Genomic DNA, 24,936 nt, shown 5'->3' with positions numbered 1-24,936 from the left:
AAGTAAAGTTTTATAAATTATCACCGTGGTTTAACCTCAGCAACCACGGTTTTTTAATTGGATGAGATATCGACTTGTGTAATACAATATGTAGTAAGTTATCAGCCGAAAATGAGCAAAACTATGCTGGAACTTCCCAAAATCAAACGCGAAGTAGAAAGGTTAGCGAATATCCTGGGCAAAGCTGAGGATTGTCTTTGACCAGGGAGAACTGACTGTAAGAATTCAAAAATTAGATAAAATAATTGCTCAGTCTAATTTTTGGAAAAATCCAGGGACAGCCTATCAGTTACTTCAAGAAATTGAATATTTTATATTCTATAGGCAGGAAAAATATCGGCGGTGGTGCGCCATTCTAGAAGATATAAAAGCTGCTTTAGAGCTTTTAGAATCCTCAAATGATGAGCAATTATTGCAAGAAACCCAATTAAACCTCAGGCACCTCCAACAAGAACTTGAAACAATAGAAATACAACAGTTACTATCTGACCCCGATGACCAGATGGGTACATTGGTGACCATTGCTGCTGAAGGAGATGGTGCAGAAGCTCAAGACTGGGCATATGTTTTAATGAGGTTGTATTGGAATTGGGGAAAAAATCACAATTACCAAGTTCATCTAGTAGAGATTGTTGATGGAGATGGCGGTGGAATTAACTACGCTACTTTGGAAATTGTAGGGCGTTATGTATACGGATTTCTCAAATCAGAAACAGGCATACATCAACTACAACGGATATCTCCCTTTAACGCCAATGGCAATTTGCAAACGAGTTTAGCTAGGGTAGAAGTCATACCGATTTTGGATGAATCTCTTAATTTAGAGATTCCAGAGAAGGATTTAGAGATAACTAAATGGCGTTGGCATGATGGAGGTGTTAACCGCTCAGAAACTTGGGTAAAAGTATTTCATATTCCTACGGGAATTACTATCTTTTGTGACCAAGAACGCAGTCAAATGCACAACCATGAGCAAGCCTTAGCTATTCTTAAAAGTAAGTTATGGGCTTTAATGCAATCCCAAGGTGTTCAAGATGTTACCGCCATTCAACCTAGCAGAATAAAATCGCTCTCTGAAAAGCCCATCCGTGAATATATTTTGCATCCCTATACAAGGGCCAAGGATTTGCGTACTCACGTGGAAACAACATCTGTGAGGAAGGTTTTGAATGGCAACATTGATTTGTTTATCAAAGCTTATCTGCAACAGCAATATCAAATCTGGGAGTGAGCCTATATATTTTTGTTGCTTGGTGTATTGCCGGACAGTTCCAGTAATTTTAGCCACTGGAACGAAAGAACTTGTCCAACTACAGCTAAAATCAAAAAGACAAATAGACTCAAGCGCAATCTCTCAAAAATCAAAGCGCTCTATCTTTAGTAAGCACTATGGATGTTTTAGAACTCAAACGCGAAATTGAAACGTTGTCTTACCGCCTGGGTAAAACCCAGGACTATCTTTGACGTACCTGCACTCACTGCCAAAATTCAAGACCTAGAACAAATATCAGCCCAGCCAGAATTTTGGAACGACCAAACCAACGCCCAAGAAACGCTACAAGAACTCAACGACCTCAAAGCCCACATCCAGCAGTATCATCAGTGGCAAGCTAGTCTGGAAGATACCAAGGCAGTTGTTGAGTTATTGGAGTTAGAAACTGACGAAGGGCTATTGCAAGAAGCAGAATCTACTATTACCAAGCTGAATAGCGAACTCGATCAATGGGAGTTACAACAATTACTTTCCGGTCCCTACGACGATAAAGGGGCAGTACTGACAATTAACGCTGGTGCTGGTGGTACGGATGCCCAAGATTGGGCATTTATGCTGATGCGGATGTATACTCGTTGGGCAGAAGCCCACGGTTACAAGGTAACTTTAGCTGAAGAGTCAGAAGGTGATGAAGCTGGAATCAAATCAGCTACTTTGGAAATTACTGGTCGCTATGCCTATGGTTATTTGCGATCAGAAACTGGTACACATCGCTTAGTGCGGATTTCACCATTCAACGCCAACGGTAAACGCCAAACCAGTTTTGCTGGGGTGGAAGTGATGCCACAAATAGATAGTTCTGTACAACTAGACATTCCCGAAAAGGATTTAGAAATTACTACATCCCGTGCTGGTGGTAAAGGTGGACAGAACGTCAACAAAGTAGAAACAGCAGTACGAGTTGTTCACCTTCCCACCGGTCTAGCTGTGCGTTGTACAGAAGAGCGATCGCAACTGCAAAATAAAGAGAAAGCTCTTACCCGTCTTAAAGCGAAACTGCTGGTTATCGCTCAAGAACAACGTGCCCAAGAAATTGCCCAAATTCGTGGCGATATGGTGGAAGCTTCTTGGGGTAATCAAATTCGTAACTATGTGTTTCACCCATACCAGATGGTTAAAGATTTGCGTACCAATACAGAAACGACTGCCATTACCGATGTGATGAACGGTGACCTTGACGCGTTTATCCAAGCTTATCTGCGGCAAGAAAACCAATTGGTAGAAAGTACTCCTGCTTAATTGGGAATCGACAGACAGGGATTAGGGGCTAAGAGGATAGGAAGACAGGGGAAACAAGAGAAGATACTAATAACAAATGTCTCTTGACCCTTGATCCTTGACCAATAATAAATCCCCAATCTTAAAAATGACAGTTTTACACTAGGTTAACTGTTACATTTATATATAAAAGAGTTTGTTATCAAATCATCATGAGCAACTCTCCTTCAACGGAACCTCAACCTAGCTACGTGAAACTCGCCATGCGCAACATGGTGCGCAAAGGTGGTACTTCCCTAAAGCATTTTTTGCTAACCGCTATAGGACTTTTAGCTGTCTTCGTAGGTCTTGCCTACCTAACTCGCTGATCATAAACCACCACCTCGAGTTACTAGGAGACTTTGTAGCTAGTGCAAGTTGAACTAGATGTACAAGATTGCTTTTATGAATCGTCCCCGGAAAAAACTGAAAATTTTGGGGTTATTAATTGTCGGATCTCCGGCGAAACTTGGGAACACTGGTTTGATTGCTGGTTAGAAATACTTCAACCACATCTTCCGTCAGCAGTAGGTTACGAAATCGGGCTGCGATTAACAGATGACGCTGAAATTCAGACGCTAAATTCCCAGTATCGTCACCAGGACAAACCTACAGATGTTTTAGCCTTTGCTGCCTTAGAGGTAGACTGCCCTCAAAGTGAAGAAATGTTTGCCTCTATGCCTTTGTATTTAGGGGATATTGTAGTATCGGTAGATACTGCACAGCGTCAAGCCCAACAGCAGGGACATAGTTTGCAAACCGAACTGGCCTGGCTAGTAGCTCACGGTCTACTGCACTTATTAGGCTGGGATCATCCTGATGAAGCAAGTTTGGTAAGAATGTTGAAACAGCAAGTACTATTGCTGAGAAGAATAGGTATTGCTCTTGACATAGAGTAACTACTATTATTTATCTCTGTTCTCCAAGAACTTCTCGATAAAATTGCCTAAAACTTAATTACGCCATTAAAATCGGCGAATATTCCAAACTTTACCAACTTCGACTCTATGATCTTTAAGCCTATGTCCCAACAAATTTCTCCTCCACCAACTTCAAACCGCTTACCAACACTTGTGACTAAAGAACGGGAATTCTCCTGGCAAGTCGCCACGAATTTATTGATTAGTTTTAAGTACGCCTGGGCTGGAATTAGCTATAGTTTTCAAACTCAACGCAATTTTCGTATTCATGTAGGTGTCTGCGCTGTGGCGATCGCCTCCAGCATTGTTCTACATTTATCAGCTGTGGAAATAGCGGTAATTGGTATTACTAGCGGTTTAGTCTTGGCTTTAGAGTTACTGAATACAGCCCTCGAGTCACTGGTCGATTTAACAGTAAAGCAGACATATCATGATTTGGCGAAAATTGCCAAAGACTGTGCTGCTGGTGCTGTGCTTGTCTCAGCTTTGGTAGCTGTTTTAGTAGCGGGTATGCTCATACTTCCGCCTCTGGCAACTTTAATTATCTCGGCTTTCTCAGCGTGACCTTTTCATTTCATAATTGATGACGTTTACAGCAATTCAAATCTGGTGACAACTAAACAAAATAAGAGAAGTAATATGGCCAGGAGTTATCAGCTGTGATTATAGTCATCGATAATTACGATAGTTTTACTTATAATTTAGTGCAGTATTTAGGAGAACTAGCGGCAGAGTTCCCCGCAGCAACTGATATTAGGGTTTTTCGCAACGATAAAATATCTGTGGATGAGATTCGGGCTTTAAATCCTGAGCTTGTAGTTATTTCTCCTGGGCCAGGTCGCCCTGAAGATGCCGGAATTAGTTTAGATTTAATTGAACAGCTAGGTTCTAATTTGCCAATTTTGGGTGTCTGTTTAGGACATCAAAGCATTGGTCAGGTATTCGGTGGTAAAATCGTTTCTGCTCCTGAATTGATGCATGGCAAAACTTCTCAGGTATCTCATACCGGGGTCGGAGTTTTCCGGGGATTAGAAAATCCTCTAACTGCAACCAGATATCACAGTCTGGTTATTGACCGCGAAACTTGCCCCGATGTGTTGGAAATAACTGCTTGGGTGGAGGATGGTACTATTATGGGAGTACGACACAGGAACTATCCGCACATTCAAGGCGTCCAGTTTCACCCAGAGAGTGTCTTGACATCTTCAGGCAAGCAATTGCTACGAAACTTTCTGGAACAATTACAGTCGAGAGAGTAATTAATGAAACGACGACAGTTGATGGGCTATGCTGGGGCGGGTTTGGCAACAGCTTTTCTGACAAACTTGGGTTCTGCATTTCAAGCTGACGCGCAATCTAGCGGTTTATCAGTTCAGTGGTTGGGTCATACTTGCTTTCTGTTGACGGGTAGCGGTGTGAAAATTCTTGTCAATCCATTTCGCTCCGTTGGTTGTACGGCTGGGTATCGTCCCCCAAAAGTCGCAGCAGATTTAGTCATGATTAGTAGTCAACTACTGGATGAAGGTGCAGTAGACGGACTTCCAGGAAAACCAAAACTCATTTACGAACCAGGAGTGTATGAGTTCCAAGGTATTAAGTTCCAAGGAATTGCTGTAGACCACGATCGCAAAGGTGGTAAGCAGTTTGGTATTAATACTGCTTGGAGTTGGAAACAAGGCGGAATTAATATCCTCCACTTAGGAGGCGCAGCAGCGCCCATCTCCGTTGAGCAAAAAATCCTCATGGGGCGTCCCGATGTAGCATTTATTCCTGTGGGGGGCAGTTCTAAAGCCTATAATGCCCAGGAAGCCAAGCAAGCGGTTGAAATTTTAAATCCCAAGCTGGTGATTCCTACTCACTATCGTACACAGGCAGCAGATGCTTCTAAGTGCGAAATTTCACCAGTGGATGAGTTTTTGAACTTGATGCAGGGTATAACAGTACGTCGTAGTAATAGCGATACTATTAGTATTAGCCCTGGTAACTTACCAGAAAATAGCGTAATTCAGACTTTGAGTTACAAATTTTAATGCTATGAGCAAATAGCATCCTTGTATCGGTCTAACAATTAGATCGCCAAAATAAGTTATGGTTGGGCGACAGTATCATGCAACCCAACCAAAAAATTGACTATTTTGATTCTAGAACTCCAGCAAAATTTTCTGGCAAATTGGAATCACCATATCATTTTAAGCAGAGGTATTGATATTACGGTAGAGTTACCTTGATCCTCTGCTGTGTTCCGGACTCAGATAGGACTTACGCACTCGTGACGAAAAACTAAGCCTTTGCGATTACTTCACTTCGCTCGTAATGACGTAAAATCGTAGTCCTTGCGTAAGTCCTGTCAGAATGAAACTTTCTGTTTAAAAGCCAATGAGTAGAAGCAGAAAAAATTGTGGCTCAACTCTACTCAATCTGGCTACCATAGCTTAGCTAGTCTTTGTGCGATCGCGAATAAACCAACTCAACTATTTTCTAGAAAGTCATCCACTTTTTCAGAGGCAGACCATCTGGGCCTAGGATTGGATTACCATCTTCTCCTACTTGTATTGGGGAAAGCTTATCTGTGTCAGCAACAGGAGTTCTAGTTACTGTTGTACCATCTGCATTTGTTGTCCAAATTTCGTCTGCTCCTGTTGAGTAATCGCGGAAGTAGATGTCGGTTCTACCATCGTTGTTGAAATCGCCAAATGTTGCTTGTGCGGTAGTTGAACTGGGTGCGAGGAACGTTTCAGTCACAATGGTTCCACTATCCATCAACCATGTAGTGTTTTCACCAGTGGCCTGATTGTGCCAGAAAATATCAGTCTTACCATCGCCATTGAAATCAGCAATGCTAGATGTCCAGTTTCCGTCTAGCGTTGTCAGAGATCCCTCGGTGAAGAAGACGTTATTTGGGATGAGAGAATTTGTTAGCCAAACTTTGTTTTCACCTGTTGTCGTGTTCCGCCACAAAAAGTCAGAACGCAAATCACCGTTAAAATCGCCAACGGTAAAAGTCCAGCTGGGATCTTGTGATTGAAGAGTACTCGCATTGACTTGCGTACCATTCATGAACCAAGCGACGTTTTCACCACTAGTGCTGCGCCAGAAGACATCTGTTATGCCATTACCGTCGAAATCGACCATAGTAGGAGTCCAGCTTGGATCAACAGTGTCTAGCAAGGTTCCGCTTTTAATGACTTGGCCTGGGTTGCTACCATCTACTAGCCAAACAGCGTTTTGACCTGTTTGAGTGTTACGCCAAAAGATATCAGTTTTGCGATCGCCATCGAAATCACCAATCAGCGGTGTCCAGGATGAGTCTAGTGAATCTAGCGGAATCAGATTTGCAACGTTTGTACCATCCATTAACACAATGGTATTAGCACCTGTTACTTGATTGCGTAACAAGAAGTCAGTCTTATTATCGCCATTAAAATCGCCAATTTTATAAACCGTTGAAGCTAGATCAATTTGACCCAAAGAACCCTTAGCAGCAACGGTTGTGCCATCCATTAACCAAACCTGAGTTTCACCAGTTTGAGCATCAACCCAGATTTTATCTGTTTTGCCATCGCCATTGAAATCAGGCACAATCGCGGCACTAGTTAAGTAAGGATTAGGATTAGGATTTGCTCCTCCAAATAGAGATTGTGTGGATACAGAATTTGGTGTTTCGCTTATTGGTAATTGCGAAGAACTGCTCTGACTATTAAAATAATTAGTTTGTTCATCAAAAGGTGATGCCAATATATTTGATTTTTGGTAAGGTGCTGATGACAAACTTGTATCCAAAGATGATTTCTCAGGCATGATGTGTTTTTATGACTGGTTGTGATCAAAGTTTTAACTTTTTTGGTTAATAAAATTCTGTTCTTAAATAACATTTGTTTAGCATTAAATATTTTTTATTCCGTTTTGAACACATGTCAGCATTTATCAATATTTATTCGAGCTTATGTAATCTTTTATTTTTAAGTTCATGATAAACAATAAAATAAATATTTTTGTTCATGTTATGCTTTAGAGATAAATCTACCAATTAAGATAAATCCAGCTATGTAGACCCTGTGATGTCATATGTAGCAGTTTTTTATTAAAAATAATTAACCCCATAGGCGCGGATAAAACATAATAAATAATTCTATTATTTATAAGGAATATATAATAGTTAATTTTTATAAATATTAAACAAGATAATAAATAATGAATTCAAAGTCTTCAATTTAAATATTGTATAATCGCCAACCGATTTATCCAAAAATTATCAAATGGTAACTTTTGGTTCTGGTAATAACTATAGCTGCTAGCAAAATCAAAAAATATTGCCTAAAATAGCAGAAATTACTAACACCTATAAGAGATGTGATATATGCAATCTGTAGTGTTTAAAGGTTAAGATATCACCATAATTGGAGATATAAAGTAGCTATGCAAGCAGAATATCAAAAGCGTCGTCAGCAGTTGATGTCAAAACTTGGCAATGGAACTGCCATTTTTCGGAGTGCGCCAATGGCGGTCATGCACAATGATGTTGAATACACTTATCGCCAAGACAGTGATTTCTTCTATCTGACTGGTTTTAACGAACCGCAAGCGGTAGCTGTGTTAGCACCCCATCACCCAGAACATCAGTTTGTGTTGTTTGTCCAACCCAAGGATCGGGAAAAAGAAGTTTGGACGGGTTATCTCTGTGGAGTCGATGCAGCCAAAGAGTTGTATGGCGCTGATGAAGCTTACCCCATTAGCGAACTAGATGAGAAATTACCTCAATATTTAGAAAAAGCCGATCGCATTTATTATCATTTAGGACGCGATCGCACTTTTAATGACACAGTTCTCAAACATTATCAAAGTCTGCTACGCACTTATCCGAAGCGGGGTACAGGGCCAATTGCGATTGCAGATACAGGCCCAATTCTCAACAGTATGAGATTGGTAAAAAGTGAAGCTGAGTTGGAATTGATGCGTCAAGCAGCCGCGATCGCCACAGAAGCCCACAATCATGCACTCAAAGCCACCACACCTGGACGTTATGAGTATGAAATCCAGGCAGAAATTGAACATATTTTCCGCTTACGGGGAGCAATGGGGCCTGCTTATCCTTCAATTGTCGCCTCTGGTGTTAACGCTTGCGTCTTGCACTACATCGAGAATAATCGTCAAATGCAGGATGGCGAATTACTGCTGATTGATGCAGGTTGCGCCTATGGTTATTACAACTCAGATATTACCCGGACATTTCCTGTGGGTGGTAAATTTACGCCAGAACAAAAGATATTGTATGAGATTGTTTTAGAAGCCCAGAAAAAAGCGATCGCTCAAGTTCAACCAGGTAATCCCTTCAACTTAGTTCACGATACAGCCGTGCGCGTCCTTACAGAAGGCTTAGTTGAAGTTGGTATCCTCAAAGGTGAAGTTGACAAATTAATTGAAGAAGAAAAATATAAGCCCTACTATATGCACCGTACCAGTCATTGGTTAGGCTTAGATGTTCATGATGTCGGTGTGTATCAGCACGGTGAAAACCCCCAGATTTTACAGCCAGGACAAATACTGACAGTAGAACCAGGACTTTATATTGTGCCAGATACTAAACTCGCAGAAGATCAACCAGCAACCGATCCTCGCTGGGTGGGGATTGGGATTCGCATCGAAGACGATGTGTTAGTTACCAGCACCGGACATGAGGTGTTAACGGCTGGAGTTCCTAAAGCAGTGGATGAAGTTGAGAGATAACTTTTAATACTCATCAGCCTCTCAATAAAGTTTCCGCCCACTGTCTATCATTCTCAGACAGTGGCGGCTGCGGTGGCTTAGTGTAATCAATTGCTAAGTAATAGCGCCCTTTTTCATAAACATAATCCAGTAAAGATTGTAAATTGAGAGTTGGCTCTGCTTCACCTGCCATCAACGGAATCTGTACGGGGGGAATAGACTGCCGTAAGCTAAATGCATACAGTTCTCCAGTAGGGCGGCGATCGCCCCGACAAATTAAAATGCGATAATCCCCCAAATTGTCGCTCAAAATCGGAAAAGGTTTACCACTCCGCAGTAAATCAATTTCAACTAAATGAGTAGAAGTAGCTAACACCTGATTGCGTTTGCGTTCGTAAGCTATGCGTCCCTCACCAGAACGCTTATTTTTGGGAGATAGCAGCTCAATTACAGTCACGACGGTACCAGTAGCAACTTCTCGAATTTCCAAATAGCGTTCGTTCACTTCTTCGGAAATGGGAATTGTCACCTTCTGCGGTTGTACAGGCAATGATACAGTAACAGTAGATGATGTTGGTTCCCCCGTGCCTGTTATGACTGCAACATCGGGAATACCAACTAAAACACTCTCCTCATCACTACTAAAGTAAGTCTGTTTCTCAATTTCAACTCGATATTTCTCACTTAAACGATCCACCAAATCATCTGCGATCGCTACAATTAATCGATTATGTACCGCTGACCATAGTTCTGGGTTTTCAAGATAGGGATTCATTCCCACAAAAGGCGATCGCATAATAGTAAGACTAATCTACAAAAACAACGATCAAAGTTGCTGCCCAGATCCCCGACTTTTTGAAAAAGTCGGGGATCTAAATCTCGCTAAAGTAAGTGACATTCGCCTCTATACTTTGTGATTACCATAGTTCTACTCTACCGCTTCTTCTGTTTTCCTCCAGTTCCAGCAATTCAATTAGGAAAATTAACTCAATCGCAATGGCTGAAACAGCTATGTGCTAAATTATTTTTTCCGGCTTGGTATAACATCTTTCTCTGGTGCTAAAGTTTTGACTAACTCAGTCATCGCCATAATTACAGTTGCAACTCCTGCTATACATAGAGAGCTTAAAATTGCTGTTGCGAGGATGATTTCTGTAGGACTGTAACCGTCGCGCATCCAAGCAGAAGGTTTTTCAATTATTGGGGAAGATGTAGTAATTAACTGTGCAGTTTGAGTAGATGGCTGAGAGTTGGTAGAAGTTTTTAAAGAAGTATTCATGGCGTGAATCTCCGCTTGATTGACTGTTTTTATGGTATTTCTGCCCTTAAAGCCGGAGATTCCTGACAAATAGAGATGAAGTAGAAGCAAGGTATAAGATAAGTAGAATCAACCTCTTTTCCGAATGCAAAATTTACCCTCATCCCCCAACCCCTTCTCCCTCAGGGAGAAGGGGAGTAAATTTCAAAGTCCCTCTCCCAAGCTTGGGAGAGGGATTTAGGGTGAGGGCAAATGATTCGCGCAAGAAGTCTCAATTAAGTAAAATTTTTCAGGCTGTCTATGCAATGGGATGAGTTTTTAAGACAAGAAGCTGCTACTCATGAGTTATCCCCAGAGCAAACAGCAGCCTTTATAGTCAGGTTGCAGGTAGAAAACTCCGGTAAGGGTGAAGCGAAACTAGCAAGCGAGATTGATATTAGTGCGGATGCTTTCAAAAAGCACATGACTCAGGTGTATGGTAAGTTTGCTCAGAGTTGCCCTCAGTTAGCTAGCCCTAAACGCGGAAAGCTAGAAAAATTAAAGGCTTATCTAACAGCAAAATATAACGGTAAAGGTATTCCCCGTACTCAAACAACAAAAGAAATTCATCATAATATTCCCTTCAGTGGGGTGGTGGAGTTTGTCGGACGTGAAGCGGAATTGGAAAACCTCCATCATTTGTTACAGGAAAATCAACAGGTAGCCGTTGCGGCTATTGTGGGGATGGGTGGAGTCGGGAAAACAGAACTAGCACTGCAATATGCGAATTTGCACCGCGTCACATATCAAGGCGGAATTTGCTGGTTGTCTGCATTACAGGATGTGGGGCTGCAATTGGTGCAGTTTGCGCGTAATCAGCTGCAATTAAACCCCCCAGATGATTTAGATTTACTTGGGAGAGTCCAATACTGCCTCACAAAATGGCATCAGGGTGAGGTTTTACTGGTAATTGATAACGTCACCAACTATAGAGAAGAAGTCAGGTGTTATTTAGAGTCTGTTCCTTCCCGGTTTAAGCAATTAATTACCACACGGGAAAAATTACAGTTGCCAATAGTGCGATTAGATTTAGATGTGCTGACACCACTCGCGGCAATGCAGTTATTAAAATCTTTAGTTGGTGAGGAACGACTGCGACGTGAAGCGTTAATTGCGAGAAGACTTTGTAAGTGGCTGGGATATTTGCCCTTGGGTTTGGAATTAGTCGGGCGTTATTTGTTAGGTGATGAGGAATTATCCTTAACAGAAATGCTGCGGGATTTGGAAAATGAGCGTTTGAAGAATCCGGCTTTAGATGAAGCTCAACCAGAAATGACTGATAAATTGGGTGTTGCTGCTGCTTTTGAGTTGAGTTGGCGACGTTTGGGAGAAAATGCTCAACGTTTAGGCTGTATTCTGAGTTTATTTGCCCTAGCTCCGATTCCTTGGGAGTTGGTGGAGGGTATAACAATAAATAATGAGGCTCAAGATTGGAAAAGAGCTAGACGAGGTTTGTTACAGTTACATCTACTCCAGCTCAAAGGTGAAGGAATTTATCAACTACATCCACTATTGCGGGAGTTTTTCCAAGATAAGCTTACAGGTTTAGAACAGGCAGAGGAGTTGAAGCGAAGTTTTTGCGGGGTAGTGGTAGCAGTTGCAAAAGATATTCCTCAAACTCCCACAATTCAGCAAATTAAGGATATCACTCCAGCAATACCTCACTTAGCAGAAGTAGCAAACAATCTCATTCAGTATGTCACCGATGAAGATTTAATTTGGTTTTTCGTCGGTAACGCCGGATTTTACAATGGAAAGGGATTGTATAATCAAGCTACATCTTTGCTTGAACAGTGTCGAAAAATTGTCGAACAACGCTTAGGTAACGAACATCCAGATATTGAAATTCTCCTAAACAACCTGGCAGTACTCTACCATTCACAAAGCAGATATAGCGAAAGCGAACTCTTGTTCCAGCAGATTTTGGCGCTAAAGCAACATTTACTGGGAGAAAAACATCCTGATATTGCCTTTACCCTCAACAACTTGGCAGAAGTTTACCATTCACAAGGCAGATACAGCGAAGCCGAACATCTGTCACTAAAAGTTTTGGCGCTAAGGCAACGCTTATATGGAAAAGAGCATTTAGACGTTGCCCAAACCCTTAACAGCCTAGCAGGAATCTACTTTTCCCAAAAGAGATATAAAGAAGCCGAACTTCCATTCTTACAAGCTTTTTTACTAAGACTAAGCCTACTGGGAGAAGAACATCCTGATGTTGCTATGAGTCTCAACAACCTGGCTTATTTCTACTATTCTATAGGGAGATACAATAAAGCCGAACTTAGCTACCAGAAAGCTTTGGCATTATGGCAACGCCTGCTGGGAGAAGAACATCCTTATTTTCTCACTAGCCTCTATAACTTAGTAAATCTTTACAGTTCCCAAGGGAAATATAGTAAAGCTAAACTTCTATCACTGCAATCTGTAGTATTGAGTATAAAAATCTGGAAAAAGCAAAACCCTGATGTTGCTAATAGCCTCAACAATCTAGGGAAACACTACAAATCTCAAGGAAAATACAGCCAAACAGAACCCCTCTTGCAGCGAGCTTTGGAAATTTTTGAGCAAACTTTAGGGAAGAATCATCCTGATACTGTTTATATGCGTGAAAATTTAGCAGATTTGCGCGATCGCCTAACCTCAGAACAGTAAAATTCAAGTTCCCCACTTCATCATTCAAGCTTTTATCTTCAAGTTTCGAGTTCCGAACTCGAAGTTTCATGTTCTGAACTCAAAGTTTCGTGTTCCAAACACGAATGTTCATGTTCCAAACGAGAACGTTCTTGTTCTGAGGTGGAATGATGGTGTTCCGAAGGCGATCGCTCTACCTTTTTAATCGAAGTTTCGTGTTCGGAGGTGGAATGATGGTGTTCTGAGGGCGATCGCTCGTGTTCCAAACGAGAATGTTCCTGTTCTGAAGTGGAATGATGGTGTTCTGAAGGCGATCGCTCGACTTAAATTGTAGAATGATGAGCGATCGCTTGTGAGGGTTGAGAGATGAGTGTGAGAGCGATCGCTTTTGTTGAGAGACGATGTTATAAAAAGCTATATGACCAGGGTTTATCTAGACACCAGTGTTTATAATCGTCCATTTGACGACCAAACACAGCCAAAAATCTTTCTGGAAACACAAGCAATTATCTTAATTTTACAAATGGTAGAAGCAAGATTAATAGAATTAGTCAGTTCTTCAGTTCTAGAATATGAAAACAGCCGTAACCCTTTTATTGTCAATCAGCAATCAATGGAGCGATACTTAAAAATAGCTACTTTGAGAGTATTAGTAGATGAAAATATTAGAATTAGGGCAGAACAACTACAACAACAAGGAATTAAACCTATTGATGCACTTCATGTAGCTTGTGCTGAAGCTTCTAGAAGTGATTATTTTATCACTTGTGACAGAAGACTAATCAATAGATGTCATAATTTATCACTTAAAGTCATCAATCCAAGTAACTTTATTCTTGAGGGAGAAAATGACAATTAAAGTTATTAACGAACAAGAGAATTTACAAGAAGTAATGCAGGTTTTACTCACCCATTTAGAACCATCAAAGGTAATGAAATTTTGGGCAACCTGCAAAATAAGCGAAGGTGAATATTTGCAAATTAAAGAAAAATTGTTTGCTCAAGAAACCGTTGCTAGTTTATATACCAAAATCAAAGAATATCAAGATACAAATAGTAAAGAATCACCAGAATCAAACCTATAGTTATAAAATCATAGATAAATCAGATGGCTTAGGTGTAGCCCATCGTACCCTACGAGGAAGCAAGCTAAATGTGCGTCTCCCATAGAAGACATTGCTCTTGTTCAAAGTGTCAAATTAGATGCGAGCGATCGCCGTTGTTTTCAAACTAGTAAAACTTCTTATGCTAATTGTCTTATCAGTATTCTAAGAAGTAGCTAAAATCATCCTCAAATCTGCTCGCCTATTCTCCAATGAGCTTCTCCACACACTATTAACTCATCAACTTCATTACAAATTAAAACTTGCCGCTTATGATGGTGTGAGTTTTTGGCACCCTGATGTGACACACAATCAATACCAGCGACAAAAGATAATTAGTGGAGTAGCGTTGATGCGGAGCATCTTGCCATTAGGCATCGCCTTTTCAGTAACAGCTTGTAGTATTAATCCAATAGGTATTAACTCACCATTAAAAACTCAACATATAACTACTAAACTTCACGCTGTAGCAGTACCGCAACCAAAGATTATCAGCCAAGATAATCCCCAATCGCAGCCATCAGCTAAAGTAGAAAATCTAACTTTTAGCGTTCCAGTGACATTTCAGGGAACAACAGTTTATCATGTACAACCCAGCAATAACGAGAAAGTAATTGCCCTGAGCATTGATGATGGTCCCTGGCCAAATACCACATTAAAAATGTTGGATATTCTCAAGCAAAATGATGTGAAAGCAACATTTTTTTGGGTAGGACAAGCTTTACAAGCTAATCCCAAAATTGCCAAGCAAGTTGTAGCCCAAGGTCACGCGATCGGTAATCATACTTGGCATCATTGGTATCGACACATGGATGAAGCTACAGCCAAGAGTGAAATTGAGCGCACGAACGAACTTATATACAAAACTACAGGAGTTAAAACTAATTTGTTCCGCCCTCCAGGAGGCGTTTTAAATAACGGATTAGCTGCTTACGCTAAAAGCCAAAAAGATGCTGTAATCATGTGGTCGCAAACTTCCGCCGATACCGATCCTCATGCTAAGTATCAAGTATTTATCAAGAACGTTTTAAGAGATGCCAAACCAGGATCTATTGTATTAATGCATGACGGCGGTGGCGATCGCCAAAGAACTGTCCAAGCTTTGCCAGAAATCATTAGCGGACTCAAACAACAAGGCTATCGATTTGTGACAGTTCCCGAACTACTAGAAATGCAGAAATAATGGGTAGGTACCATACCTAACCCATTACTCTGATTATTCACTGATGGCGGAGGCGCAGGCTTGCGCTTCCTGCCAAATTTTATGGAGGAAGAACTCAGTGCGATCGCTCATAGTCGTGACGAACACACCAATAGCTTCCTCTGAACCATCAGATAGCCAAGAACCCCGGAGGGTGACTTCCAGATATTCAGCATCACAGGTAGACAGTTCCATAATTTCACTGTCATCTCGTTTTACCTCAGCCTTGAGCTTTTCTACTCCTGGTAAATCAACAGGAAGCAAAAAGGAAGCAGTGCTGGGTTCAACACAAAGAGATTGACCGACTCGCAGTGCCAAAATTACGCGCTGTGCTACCCATTCCTCCAGCGATAGACTCAGGCACTCTAAGTAAAAGCTCCTTTCGGTGTAAGTTAGTTTCAGCATTCCTTCTGCTCTCCTGTTATTCCAGGTTTGCTTGCATATTGATCCAGAACTGCTCGGCAAAAGTAATCGCCGGATGCGCTGGTGCTTTCGGTTTGGTACGCAGATGCATACCAGCCTCAAAAGGGGTGCGATTCCCTTTATGGGAGTTACATTTTTCGCAAGCTATGACTACGTTATTCCATGTGTGAGGACCGCCTTGCGATCGCGGAATCACATGATCTAGTGTTAGAGATTTTTTACTACCGCAATATTGACAACTGTGATGGTCTCGCCGCAACACTTCTCGCCGATTTACTGGCGGAACTTTCCACGTCCGTTCACCAGAAGCAATTTTTAAACGAATGTGTTTTGGTACTTCAAGTATCAAGCTGGGAGAGTGGATTTTCCAACCGGCTTCTGTAGATAAACTTAATGGTTCAGCTTTGTTTGTTACTAACAGTACAATTGCCCGCTTGATATTGACCCGACACAGTGGCAAGTAATTTTGAGAAAATACCACTACGGACTGCTCTAACACTTGCATCGCGATCGTCACAGCTTGACTCCTTATTAAAAAACCCCCGCTTCTTTTTTAACTGAAGCGGGGGTGGGAAATTGACCTCAAAGTTTTCTGGTCTATATCGGTACAGTATGACTCTGCCTGTACCTCCCGCTTCTTACGTCTAGTTGTGGTTTTGCATTCAGCCTAATAATGCTGAGATATCTAAAATCATAATTACCCTCTGTGATTTGCCCATCTTTTTGGCCACCATTACCCATAAAAAAATACTCCACTCCCAAAGATGCTAATTCCCGACTGGCTCGGCAGTTGGTAGCACGCAAAGAAGTAGAGATGGAGTTAATGGATTTCACAGAAAATTTCACCTATTGAACATTCCTTTAAACATACTACACTTGTATTACTATCCTGTCTATACCTTAAAGGAGAAAAAGTCATGCATACAATCGCTCGCACCCCAACCACCGATATGGAAGTTACCAGCATCCGTCTAGAGCGCGAACTCAAAGAGAAACTCAAAGATATAGCTGGCAATCAGGGCTATCAAGCCCTAATTCGAGATATCCTCTGGAATTATGTGCAGCAAAAATCAGGTGAGTGGAAACCTCGATTTTCGCGAACTGATATTCGAGCGAGCATAGCAGCCACGGCTCAACAAGAAGAACGCTGTGTACTTACGGGTCAAGTTATTCAACCACAACAACCGATGCTCTTAGGACTCACAAGAAATGGCGATATGGTTCCTCTGAGTATCGAGAGTTTGGCTGGATAGTTTTATATTCATCAAAATGCAGCCTAGTTAGTACTTAGCGAAACTGGGCTGCATTTATTATGGAATGCTATCTAACTCATAAATAAATATTATATAAAAGTAATTAGACACATATCTCGTTAAATTTCATAGAGAACAGCCTTGACAGCTAGGCTTTCTCAAAAAAATCGCTATTTCCGGCACAGGGGGTTTCACATCACTTGACAGATTCTAACCATCGGCATATTAAATAAATGATTATCGAGCATAGGAGTTAAGCAACAATACCCATATATACTTGGTTGCTAATATCAAGCAGGTATCAACATTGTTTCTGAAACTCTGCCTAAATCGGATTTTACTTTGAGCAAGACCTACAAAAGGCTAGCTCACCGAACAATGGAATTGTGAAATAAATATGACGTTTTTTTGAATTGCTCTCAGTGTTAACACTGAGAGTACTAGCGGACTTTTTGCCTCAATTCCAGAGAAATTACGGTTTATGTATAGTTACGGACAGGATATTCTAAGTCAAAGTTAGTAAATTAACCGAAGCCAATCGAGTTAGAAATTATCTAGCAAAGGCGTTCTACTATATCTTAGGTATCTTGTTACCTGTGTAAAAATTCGTTTTAATATACCAAAAACTTAGTCATCTGAAATAGAAAGGGGCTATAACAGGTGAGAGAAAGTCTTCATCAAATATTTGTAATTCATCAGGGTGCACCAAACATAGGAAGGGTGAACAAGTAAGCCAAGAGGTTGGGTGCAAAAAAAATGGGGTCGTTATCCAAGAGCGTGCCAGGAATGAAAAAGCGTTTATCATCGCCGCCACAGTGCCCAGATGACGTAGATCGACTACAATCATACCCAGTCAAGCTGATGCAGCATCCGGAAGAACCAGCCCACCAGTTGTTACAACAGATTAATCAAATCATCGCTAACAGACCAGCGACGATATTGATGTTACAAGATCTGGCAAAATTGCTGGGAGTTGCCTTTGGAGTAGATTGCTGCTTAGTTACAGTGATGAGCGAGCCATCTACTGAAGTGACTACTGCTAGTTGGTGTACAGAAGAATATCTAGGGTTACCACACTCAGACGAAATCTTCTCAATGGAACAGTTGCTCATGGAACTGCATGTAGTTCAATGTGCGGCTGAACCATTAAATATTGAGGATATTTCCACAATTCAAAAAAGTCTGGAAATTGGTTGTCAATCTTTGCCACTACCAATAAAAGCTGTTTTAGCAATTCCTACCCGCTTTCGGGGGAAAAATAATGGGGTAATTAGTCTGATTAATTTTCAACCCCATAATTGGTCTCAGTCAGAACAACAACTTTTGAAAAGTATAGAGTCTTCTTGCGCGATCGCTGTTTCTCAAGTAGCACAATCACAGTTGATTGCGGCTCAACAACAGCATTTGAAAAAGAGCGATCAACATCAAAGCTTGATCAAGCAATTAACTATACTGAGCCGGAGCAACTTGGAGTTAAATCAAATGCTCCAGTTAGCGATCGCCTCTACTGCCGAATCGCTACAGGCAGATCGGGGTCTGTTTATCATGTTGAAATACACAGATCCGCTATTTCGGAATCGGTCTAAAAAGCAAATTCCTAATGCCAAAGCCACCGTAGTTAGACAATGGACTAGAGATATCCAGAGTTACCCTAGCAGTACATCAAATATTTTAGATCAGTCCTTTGTGATTTCAGATTGTGGTTTATGCCAGCGCGTATTCACGGAATCAGGAAAACCAGTAGTCATTAATGACTATTCAGAACAAAAAGATATTTTGACAGCGGCTCCACTGTTTGCAGTAGAGCAGTTCCCAGCTATGCTGTTAATGCCATTAGAGAGTCAAGGCAAAGTCTTAGGATTTTTAGTTTTACAGCAAGCAGTGGCTCGCACTTGGCAATCAGCAGAATTAAATCTAGTGGAAATGGTCTGTGCACAAGTAAGTAATGCGATTATTCAGTCACAGACATTGCGACAAGTGCAAAATTTGGTGGATGAGCGAACAGCAAAACTCCAAAGCAGCCTGGAACTGCAAGCAAAATTGCACGAAAGAACAAGGCAATATGTTGAGCAGTTGCGAGAACTCAATGAACTCAAAGATGAATTTTTGAGCAATATGAGCGATCGCTTACGTTACCCGTTGACAAATATGCTCATGTCAATTCGTAATTTGCGTTTACCAGGAATAGCAGCAGAGCGTCAGAATAGATATTTCGATATCTTAGAGCAAGAATGTACTAAAGAAATCAATTTAATCAATGACTTGCTTACACTCCAAAAACTAGAGTCTCAACAAGCAACTCCACAATTTGAAACTATTGATTTAAATACACGAATTCAGGATTTAGCTGTCTCTTTTGAACGAAAACTGACAGAGAAAAGTTTAAGTATTACCCTAGATTTACCAGAGGAGTCGTTAAGACTACAAACTGAAGTCGAAAGTTTTGACCGCATCTTGCAAGAGTTACTAACTAATGCCTGTAAATACTCAGAGCATGACACCATTGTTGATTTGCAAGCCACTCACCAAGTCAATCAATTGGTCGATCAAGTTATTATTAAGGTGACAAACACAGGACGAGGTATCTCTTCTGAAGAAGCGACTTACATATTTGACAAGTTCCGTCGTGGTAAAGGGCGTTGGACTCCTGGGACTGGTTTGGGTTTAGCTCTAGCCAAGTCTCTTGTACAACATTTAAATGGCACAATTGCCGTTGAGAGTATGCAAATTTCAGATTCCGATCTAAGCAAAATTTGTTTTACCCTTACTTTGCCCCAGTTTTCTGACGAAAGCAAACTATATTCTGAAAGTGACTGAACAAACTAACACTTCAGCGGGCATTGATTTCAACGCCGCTAGTGACGAAACCAACCTAGAAGCAGATTTGGTCATTAATACAGGTGCCGAGCCATCTGTGGAAATCCAAATTGAGAAAATAGCAGAGCGACAACGGCAAATCACCGCTAAAATCCATATACCTCAACCAGTAGAGCAAATCTGGAAAGTGCTGACAGATTATGAAGCCTTAGTTGACTTCATTCCCAACCTTGCTAAAAGTCGGCTCTTGGAGCATCCTAACGGTGGTATTCGTCTAGAGCAAGTAGGTTCTCAACGCCTACTAAACTTTAACTTTTGTGCACGTGTAGTGCTTGATTTGGAAGAATATTTCCCTAAAGAAATTAATTTCCGCATGGTAGAAGGAGACTTCAAAGGTTTTGCTGGTAGCTGGTGCTTAGAGCCTTATTCTTTCGGTGAGGCTATAGGCACAAATCTCTGCTATACAATCCAAATTTGGCCTAAACTCACTATGCCAGTGACAATTATTGAAAATCGCCTCAGTAGGGATCTGCGGTTAAATCTTTTAGCTGTTTATCAGCGTGTAGAACAGTTAGCTAATCAATAAGTTTGACTATAATAAACCCACCCTGAATTCACATCAATTTCCAGGATGGGTTTATCTTTTAACCAAATAAACACAAATTACAACTTCTTACAGTTGAATTTCATCTTCAATACCCCCAGGGGAATTCGAATCCCCGTTACCTCCGTGAAAGGGAGGTGTCCTAGGCCTCTAGACGATGGGGGCGTTTGGACTCAGACCTTTTATAAATTAACGAATTTTCCAGCCGATGTCAACAGTCTCTGCAAAAATTTTTTTTAGCTAAATCCGATGCGATTCACCTCTGTGTGACCTAGATTGACAGGAAATATCCGCTGATATCGTTTCCTGTGAAAATTGATCGTGTCTTGGGGAGCCACTGCGTTGGGAAAGGTTCCCTCCATTGCAGCTATTGCCTCAGATCTCCCAGCTTGTAAACCGCCTCCAAGCGGCTTCCTGTTAGTGTTTCCGTTAGAAGAAGAGTAGGATAGCGGTTGGCGTAGCAGCGAGCAGGTGAGTTTTTGCTACCGATGCTACTGGTATTACCGAGCAATGTCATCTACAAAAACTCACTGTGAAATTTGGGTTATACATAAGACATTGCCATAGCAAATTTATCAAGTTTTTTGATGAGATTTATGCGTAATTGCAAAGCCAAATTTACTCTATCGTTTACCTTTTTAGCTTGATATCAGCCATTCAAAAAATCCTGCTTTTGCCAACCAGATGGAAATAGAGTATTATCAGAAACTAAGTATGAAAAAAAGTTTGATTTTAACAAGCGAAAAGGGTGTGATGTTGTACCCTTTAAAGGTAATATTTACTCTTCTTTACAAAAGATTTTGATATTTATCGCTCAAAATCTACAACATGGAAGCATCTTTTGAAATCACCTTACAGATGGTGACTGCTGTCGTTGCAGGTATTAGCGCCCAAGTGCTCGCTGCTTATCTTCGGGTTCCTAGCATTGTTTTATTGCTGCTTTTGGGCATCTTGCTGGGGTCTGATGGTATTGGTTTATTGCATCCCCATTTGCTAGGCACGGGTTTGGAAGTTATTGTCGCTCTAGCAACGGCAATAATTTTGTTTGAAGGTGGACTTAACCTAGATTTGCGAGAGTTGGGTAGAGTTTCAGTTAGCCTACAATTGCTCGTCACTTTGGGAACGCTAATTACACTGCTGGGTGGGAGTATGGCTGCACACTGGTTAGGTGAATTTCCTTGGAATATCGCCTTTCTCTACGCTTCAATCATCGTGGTTACAGGCCCAACTGTTATTAATCCACTACTGAAACAAATCAATGTCGATCGCCAAGTGGCAACGCTTTTAGAAGGAGAAGGGGTTTTAATTGACCCAGTTGGAGCTATTTTGGCTTTTGTTGTTCTCGATACGATTTTAAATGGTGATGCAGACCCACTAAATGCCATTATCGGTTTACTCATGCGTTTTGGTATTGGTGGGGCAATTGGGGCTGCTGGCGGTTACTTAATGAGCTTGATTTTCAAACGCGCTAATTTCTTGTCTTTTGAACTGAAAAACTTGGTGGTGCTGGCGATACTTTGGGGGCTGTTTACATTAGCGCAGACTATCCGCAGTGAATCGGGAGTGATGACTACGGTGATTGCAGGCGCAGTATTTGCCAACTCATCAGTACCTGAAGAAAGACTTTTGCGACACTTCAAAGGTCAACTGACAATTCTCAGTGTTTCTGTATTGTTTATTTTGTTAGCAGCCGACCTATCTATTGCCAGTGTATTTGCCTTGGGTTGGGGCAGTTTATTCACAGTTTTGGTACTGATGTTTGTCGTCAGACCAATTAACATCCTCTTATGTACTTGGAATAGTGACCTCAATTGGCGACAGAAATTGTTTTTAAGCTGGGTTGCACCTAGAGGAATTGTTGCGGCTTCTGTTGCGTCTTTATTTGCGATTTCCTTGACACAGCGGGGGATCAACGGGGGTGATGCTATTAAAGCTTTGGTCTTTTTGACAATTATTATGACGGTTGTCTGCCAAGGTTTAACAGCCGGACAGATTGCTAAGTGGCTGCAAATTACCTCAAAAGAGGCAACTGGGGCAGTAATTGTTGGTTGCAATCCTTTGAGTCTGTTGATTGCCCGATTCTTTCAAGAACGGGGTGAAAATGTCGTGATGATTGATACAGACCCGGATTGTTTTGCTCAAGCCGAAGCCCAAAATCTGCGGGTGATTGCTAGTAGCGCATTAGATACTGTTGTTTTAGAAGAGGCGGGACTGGCCTGTATGGGTACTTTTTTGGCTATGACTAGTAATGGTGAGGTAAATTTTGTCTTGGCGCAACGAGCTGCTGAGGAATTTAATCCACCGCGTGTATTAGCGGTTTTTCCTCGTGACCCGCAAGCAACTACTTCTGCAACTAGTAAAGTTAACCAAGCTTTTGTTTCTGACTTGGCAATTAAAACTTGGAATGAGTACTTGAATGATGGGCGAGTGAAGTTAGGAACAACGACACTCAATGAGTTGGAATTTGCTAGTCAGCAAGATCACATCCAAGAAAAGATTCGGACTGGAGTATTGATACCGTTATTGGTAGAACGAGAACAACGCTTACAGGTAATGCCAGTCAACCAAGAATGGGAAGTAGGCGATCGCATTATCTACCTTTTACACGACCCCAGACCAAATCTTTTAAAACGCTTATCTGGTAGTAGTCAGTCTACTCCTCTAGCTTTGGAAAAGTTACCTGAGGTGGAAGAAGTTCCTTTGGCAAAACTGGCTCAACTTTCCACTAGTGAAGCTTCTGGTAGTTGAGTAAAGTCGCTGGGTGAAACTTCCTCTGCATACATTTCCCTCTCTTGCCACAGTAAAGCAGATAAATGCACTACAGCCAGAAATAGAGCGACAGGCGAAATAATATAACTGTTTAAGGCGTAAAGGTGTTGAACAGTGATGGTATTAATTGCTCCTCCTCCAGTCAGGATTTCTCGCAATTCTCCACCAATAAAAGGAATTGCTTCGATTGTTCCTAGCTCAATGCTAAAACGCCAGTATCCTTCTTGAGTCCAGTCTAGAAGCATTGCTGTCCAATCTAGAGCGATCGCACTCAGGGTAAACAAAATTCCACTAATCCACGCAGTTAGCCAACTCTTGCGAAATTGCCGTCCTAAAAACATCACCACAATTTGAATTAGGGCGATCGCAATTACGGCATTACCAGCAATATCATGGGTTTTGTGGAATAACCAGCCGTAGGGCACTTGTGTATTAATCATTTTCAATGACCGATAAGCGCCGCCTGCTGTTGGTTCGTAATAAAAAGACAGTAAAACTCCAGTAGTGAGGTCAATCAGGCATAAGGTCAGAATCACGACTGATAATATTGTTGCTAGTCGCCGCAAAATCCTATCGAACTGGGTACTTTGCATGGCTGACACCTCTTTATATTAGTTAAATGTGTATTATTATTACAATATTAACTAAGAAATATTAAGAAACTTTACCCTTTGGATATATTTAAGCCAAATGTTGTGCCCAAGTTTGTAGTGTTTCTGGTGAACCGTACCAAATACCAGGGCTTCTGGGTGAATGCCTAACGCCTTCGATGACAATATTTTCAGCACCATCAAGATGAGCAGCTGCAATGGGCGTGATTCCATCTCCCCAAGTGTTGCCTTGACCACAGGTTAATTGGTAGCTACTGTAAGCCAACCAGCTACCGGGTCGCCTTTTCCCAAAAATAGTTTTACCAGCTACACAAACGTAACGAACATTCTTGTAAAAAGCTCCAGGGTAATTATTGCTGACAAAATCTAAATTCCAGCGTGTCCAGCGTTCTTGGCTAACATGAGGTGTACCCAAGGTGATCAAAGTAGCAACCAAAGGGTGAGCTTGCCAAAGGGAAGATTGGACCTCACCCTTCGGGTTCGGAAGTTCGGACTCGACGGGAACCGCCCGCCGAAGGATGCCCGAAGGGCTGTAGACTCCGACTTCCTCACCGCGTCCGAAATAAGGCTTCTCTCCCATGTATATCCGAGATATCCAACCACCTGCCGAATGACCAATCAAGTTAATTTGAGAAGTGTTGTACTGCTGTAATATCTGCTTTACCGTGCGATCAAGTTGCCACAAAATTGGTGTGACTGGTCTACCGCCAAGCAAGGCTATCCAGTCGCGGCGGCGCAAAGGTACTGTAACTGTCGGAAAACCCAACTGCTGTAGAGATTGTTCTAGTTGGCGGTAAGCAATCGCGCTTTCTAAATAGCCAGGTAAAATAACTGTAGGTAAAGGCATTGGGAATTATTAAAGCAGTTATCAACGCTCAACAGAAGTTTCAGTTGGAACTGTGCAAGTCATAAAAACCGGACAGATTAATTTATCACTTGCTGAGTTGGTAAATGCAACTTTGAAGTACAATACTACTTTATTACAAAAATTAAACCTAAAAAAAATGGCAAACTGGCCGTTTTGTGTCCAGTATAGGAAGCTATTATTTTTAGAGGGATGCATCTATTAAT

At 41.4% G+C, this 24,936-nt stretch carries 26 protein-coding genes and 1 tRNA gene; 16 read left to right on the top strand and 11 right to left on the bottom strand.

The features are described from left to right. The first annotated feature begins 126 nt into the window (after window positions 1–126). From BV375_RS28170 to BV375_RS28140, 7 genes are all read left to right on the top strand, one after another. A protein-coding gene (locus BV375_RS28170; protein WP_143842237.1) for a PCRF domain-containing protein occupies window positions 127–1,231 on the top strand; the annotation gives its coding sequence in 2 pieces (ribosomal slippage) (window positions 127–198 and window positions 200–1,231; 1,104 coding nt in all). 158 nt (window positions 1,232–1,389) lie between these two features. After that, window positions 1,390–2,512, top strand: a protein-coding gene (gene prfB, locus BV375_RS28165) for a peptide chain release factor 2 (protein ID WP_143842235.1) whose coding sequence is annotated in 2 segments (ribosomal slippage) — window positions 1,390–1,461 and window positions 1,463–2,512 — 1,122 coding nt in all. Because the reading frame shifts where the segments join, the coding sequence is not laid out codon by codon here. Window positions 2,513–2,703: 191 nt separating this feature from the next. Beyond that, the gene (locus tag BV375_RS28160; RefSeq protein WP_086766616.1) at window positions 2,704–2,859 is read left to right on the top strand and encodes a DUF3285 domain-containing protein; all 156 of its coding nucleotides are present in this window, start codon (window positions 2,704–2,706) and stop codon (window positions 2,857–2,859) included. A 42-nt stretch (window positions 2,860–2,901) separates the two neighbouring features. Continuing rightward, window positions 2,902–3,429, top strand: a complete 528-nt coding sequence (gene ybeY / locus BV375_RS28155; protein WP_086766614.1) for an rRNA maturation RNase YbeY — start codon at window positions 2,902–2,904, stop codon at window positions 3,427–3,429. Window positions 3,430–3,552: 123 nt separating this feature from the next. Continuing rightward, window positions 3,553–4,014, top strand: coding sequence for a diacylglycerol kinase family protein (locus BV375_RS28150; protein WP_086766612.1), 462 nt, complete (start codon window positions 3,553–3,555; stop codon window positions 4,012–4,014). Between the two features lie 95 nt (window positions 4,015–4,109). Next, on the top strand, window positions 4,110–4,709 hold the full coding sequence (locus BV375_RS28145; protein WP_086766610.1) for an aminodeoxychorismate/anthranilate synthase component II: 600 nt from the start codon (window positions 4,110–4,112) through the stop codon (window positions 4,707–4,709). A 3-nt stretch (window positions 4,710–4,712) separates the two neighbouring features. Further along, the gene (locus tag BV375_RS28140; RefSeq protein ID WP_086766608.1) at window positions 4,713–5,480 is read left to right on the top strand and encodes an MBL fold metallo-hydrolase; all 768 of its coding nucleotides are present in this window, start codon (window positions 4,713–4,715) and stop codon (window positions 5,478–5,480) included. A 448-nt stretch (window positions 5,481–5,928) separates the two neighbouring features. On the opposite strand, the gene BV375_RS28135 is transcribed toward BV375_RS28140, so the two are convergent. Then, the gene (locus BV375_RS28135) at window positions 5,929–7,248 is read right to left on the bottom strand and encodes a VCBS repeat-containing protein (protein WP_086766606.1); all 1,320 of its coding nucleotides are present in this window, start codon (window positions 7,246–7,248) and stop codon (window positions 5,929–5,931) included. Between the two features lie 618 nt (window positions 7,249–7,866). On the opposite strand from BV375_RS28135, the gene BV375_RS28130 reads away from it, so the two are divergent. Further along, window positions 7,867–9,174, top strand: a complete 1,308-nt coding sequence (locus tag BV375_RS28130) for an aminopeptidase P N-terminal domain-containing protein (RefSeq protein ID WP_086766604.1) — start codon at window positions 7,867–7,869, stop codon at window positions 9,172–9,174. A 13-nt stretch (window positions 9,175–9,187) separates the two neighbouring features. Here the strand turns inward: BV375_RS28130 and BV375_RS28125 are convergent, their stop codons facing one another. Together BV375_RS28125 and BV375_RS28120 are read right to left on the bottom strand one after the other, a co-directional pair. After that, complete coding sequence (locus tag BV375_RS28125) at window positions 9,188–9,949, bottom strand: DUF4058 family protein (RefSeq protein WP_086766602.1); 762 nt, start codon at window positions 9,947–9,949, stop codon at window positions 9,188–9,190. A gap of 225 nt (window positions 9,950–10,174) precedes the next feature. Next, the gene (locus tag BV375_RS28120) at window positions 10,175–10,432 is read right to left on the bottom strand and encodes a hypothetical protein (RefSeq protein ID WP_086766600.1); all 258 of its coding nucleotides are present in this window, start codon (window positions 10,430–10,432) and stop codon (window positions 10,175–10,177) included. A gap of 279 nt (window positions 10,433–10,711) precedes the next feature. Between BV375_RS28120 and BV375_RS28115 the strand changes: the two genes are divergently transcribed. Next, window positions 10,712–13,105, top strand: coding sequence for a tetratricopeptide repeat protein (locus tag BV375_RS28115; protein WP_243714080.1), 2,394 nt, complete (start codon window positions 10,712–10,714; stop codon window positions 13,103–13,105). A 38-nt stretch (window positions 13,106–13,143) separates the two neighbouring features. On the opposite strand, the gene BV375_RS36305 is transcribed toward BV375_RS28115, so the two are convergent. Further along, entirely contained in the window at window positions 13,144–13,350 is a 207-nt protein-coding gene (locus BV375_RS36305) for a hypothetical protein (RefSeq protein WP_143842233.1), read from the bottom strand. Between the two features lie 122 nt (window positions 13,351–13,472). Between BV375_RS36305 and BV375_RS28110 the strand changes: the two genes are divergently transcribed. From BV375_RS28110 to BV375_RS28100, 3 genes are all read left to right on the top strand, one after another. Next, complete coding sequence (locus BV375_RS28110; RefSeq protein WP_243714079.1) at window positions 13,473–13,943, top strand: PIN domain-containing protein; 471 nt, start codon at window positions 13,473–13,475, stop codon at window positions 13,941–13,943. Next, window positions 13,933–14,169 carry a hypothetical protein gene (locus tag BV375_RS28105; protein WP_086766596.1) on the top strand — a complete coding sequence of 79 codons (237 nt, stop codon included), beginning with the start codon at window positions 13,933–13,935 and terminating at the stop codon, window positions 14,167–14,169. The genes BV375_RS28110 and BV375_RS28105 overlap by 11 nt, the downstream gene beginning before the upstream one ends. Before the next feature lie 319 nt (window positions 14,170–14,488). After that, window positions 14,489–15,370 (top strand): polysaccharide deacetylase family protein, encoded by an 882-nt coding sequence (locus BV375_RS28100; protein ID WP_166507545.1) that lies wholly within the window; start codon window positions 14,489–14,491, stop codon window positions 15,368–15,370. A 33-nt stretch (window positions 15,371–15,403) separates the two neighbouring features. Here the strand turns inward: BV375_RS28100 and BV375_RS28095 are convergent, their stop codons facing one another. The 3 genes from BV375_RS28095 to BV375_RS28085 form a co-directional block, all read right to left on the bottom strand. Continuing rightward, window positions 15,404–15,793, bottom strand: coding sequence for an alr0857 family protein (locus BV375_RS28095; RefSeq protein ID WP_086766594.1), 390 nt, complete (start codon window positions 15,791–15,793; stop codon window positions 15,404–15,406). A gap of 16 nt (window positions 15,794–15,809) precedes the next feature. Continuing rightward, window positions 15,810–16,328, bottom strand: coding sequence for an HNH endonuclease (locus BV375_RS28090; RefSeq protein WP_086766592.1), 519 nt, complete (start codon window positions 16,326–16,328; stop codon window positions 15,810–15,812). Window positions 16,329–16,408: 80 nt separating this feature from the next. Further along, the gene (locus BV375_RS28085) at window positions 16,409–16,657 is read right to left on the bottom strand and encodes a hypothetical protein (RefSeq protein ID WP_086766590.1); all 249 of its coding nucleotides are present in this window, start codon (window positions 16,655–16,657) and stop codon (window positions 16,409–16,411) included. Between the two features lie 71 nt (window positions 16,658–16,728). On the opposite strand from BV375_RS28085, the gene BV375_RS28080 reads away from it, so the two are divergent. The 3 genes from BV375_RS28080 to BV375_RS28070 all read left to right on the top strand — a co-directional run bounded on the left by BV375_RS28080 (window position 16,729) and on the right by BV375_RS28070 (window position 20,467). Then, a complete protein-coding gene (locus BV375_RS28080) occupies window positions 16,729–17,064 on the top strand; it encodes a hypothetical protein (protein WP_086766588.1) in 336 nt (111 codons plus the stop codon). Between the two features lie 786 nt (window positions 17,065–17,850). Then, on the top strand, window positions 17,851–19,881 hold the full coding sequence (locus BV375_RS28075; RefSeq protein ID WP_086766585.1) for a GAF domain-containing protein: 2,031 nt from the start codon (window positions 17,851–17,853) through the stop codon (window positions 19,879–19,881). Next, window positions 19,874–20,467 carry an SRPBCC family protein gene (locus BV375_RS28070; RefSeq protein ID WP_086766584.1) on the top strand — a complete coding sequence of 198 codons (594 nt, stop codon included), beginning with the start codon at window positions 19,874–19,876 and terminating at the stop codon, window positions 20,465–20,467. The genes BV375_RS28075 and BV375_RS28070 overlap by 8 nt, the downstream gene beginning before the upstream one ends. Window positions 20,468–20,577: 110 nt before the next feature. On the opposite strand, the gene BV375_RS28065 is transcribed toward BV375_RS28070, so the two are convergent. Then, window positions 20,578–20,650, bottom strand: a tRNA-Glu gene (locus BV375_RS28065). A 202-nt stretch (window positions 20,651–20,852) separates the two neighbouring features. Next, complete coding sequence (locus BV375_RS37240; protein ID WP_166507544.1) at window positions 20,853–21,002, bottom strand: hypothetical protein; 150 nt, start codon at window positions 21,000–21,002, stop codon at window positions 20,853–20,855. 311 nt (window positions 21,003–21,313) lie between these two features. Between BV375_RS37240 and BV375_RS28060 the strand changes: the two genes are divergently transcribed. After that, complete coding sequence (locus BV375_RS28060) at window positions 21,314–23,233, top strand: cation:proton antiporter (protein ID WP_086766582.1); 1,920 nt, start codon at window positions 21,314–21,316, stop codon at window positions 23,231–23,233. Here BV375_RS28060 and BV375_RS28055 read toward each other — a convergent pair. Both BV375_RS28055 and BV375_RS28050 read right to left on the bottom strand, forming a co-directional pair. After that, window positions 23,200–23,847 carry a cytochrome b N-terminal domain-containing protein gene (locus BV375_RS28055; protein WP_086766580.1) on the bottom strand — a complete coding sequence of 216 codons (648 nt, stop codon included), beginning with the start codon at window positions 23,845–23,847 and terminating at the stop codon, window positions 23,200–23,202. The two genes, BV375_RS28060 and BV375_RS28055, sit on opposite strands and share 34 nt — an antisense overlap. An 88-nt stretch (window positions 23,848–23,935) precedes the next feature. After that, on the bottom strand, window positions 23,936–24,712 hold the full coding sequence (locus tag BV375_RS28050; protein WP_086766578.1) for a lipase: 777 nt from the start codon (window positions 24,710–24,712) through the stop codon (window positions 23,936–23,938). Window positions 24,713–24,936: the final 224 nt, after the last annotated feature.

The sequence above is a fragment of the Nostoc sp. 106C genome, from assembly GCF_002154725.1.
Classification (GTDB): domain Bacteria; phylum Cyanobacteriota; class Cyanobacteriia; order Cyanobacteriales; family Nostocaceae; genus Aulosira.
Note: the sequence above shows the minus strand (reverse complement) of the source record. Positions and strands in the feature narration are given on the sequence as shown.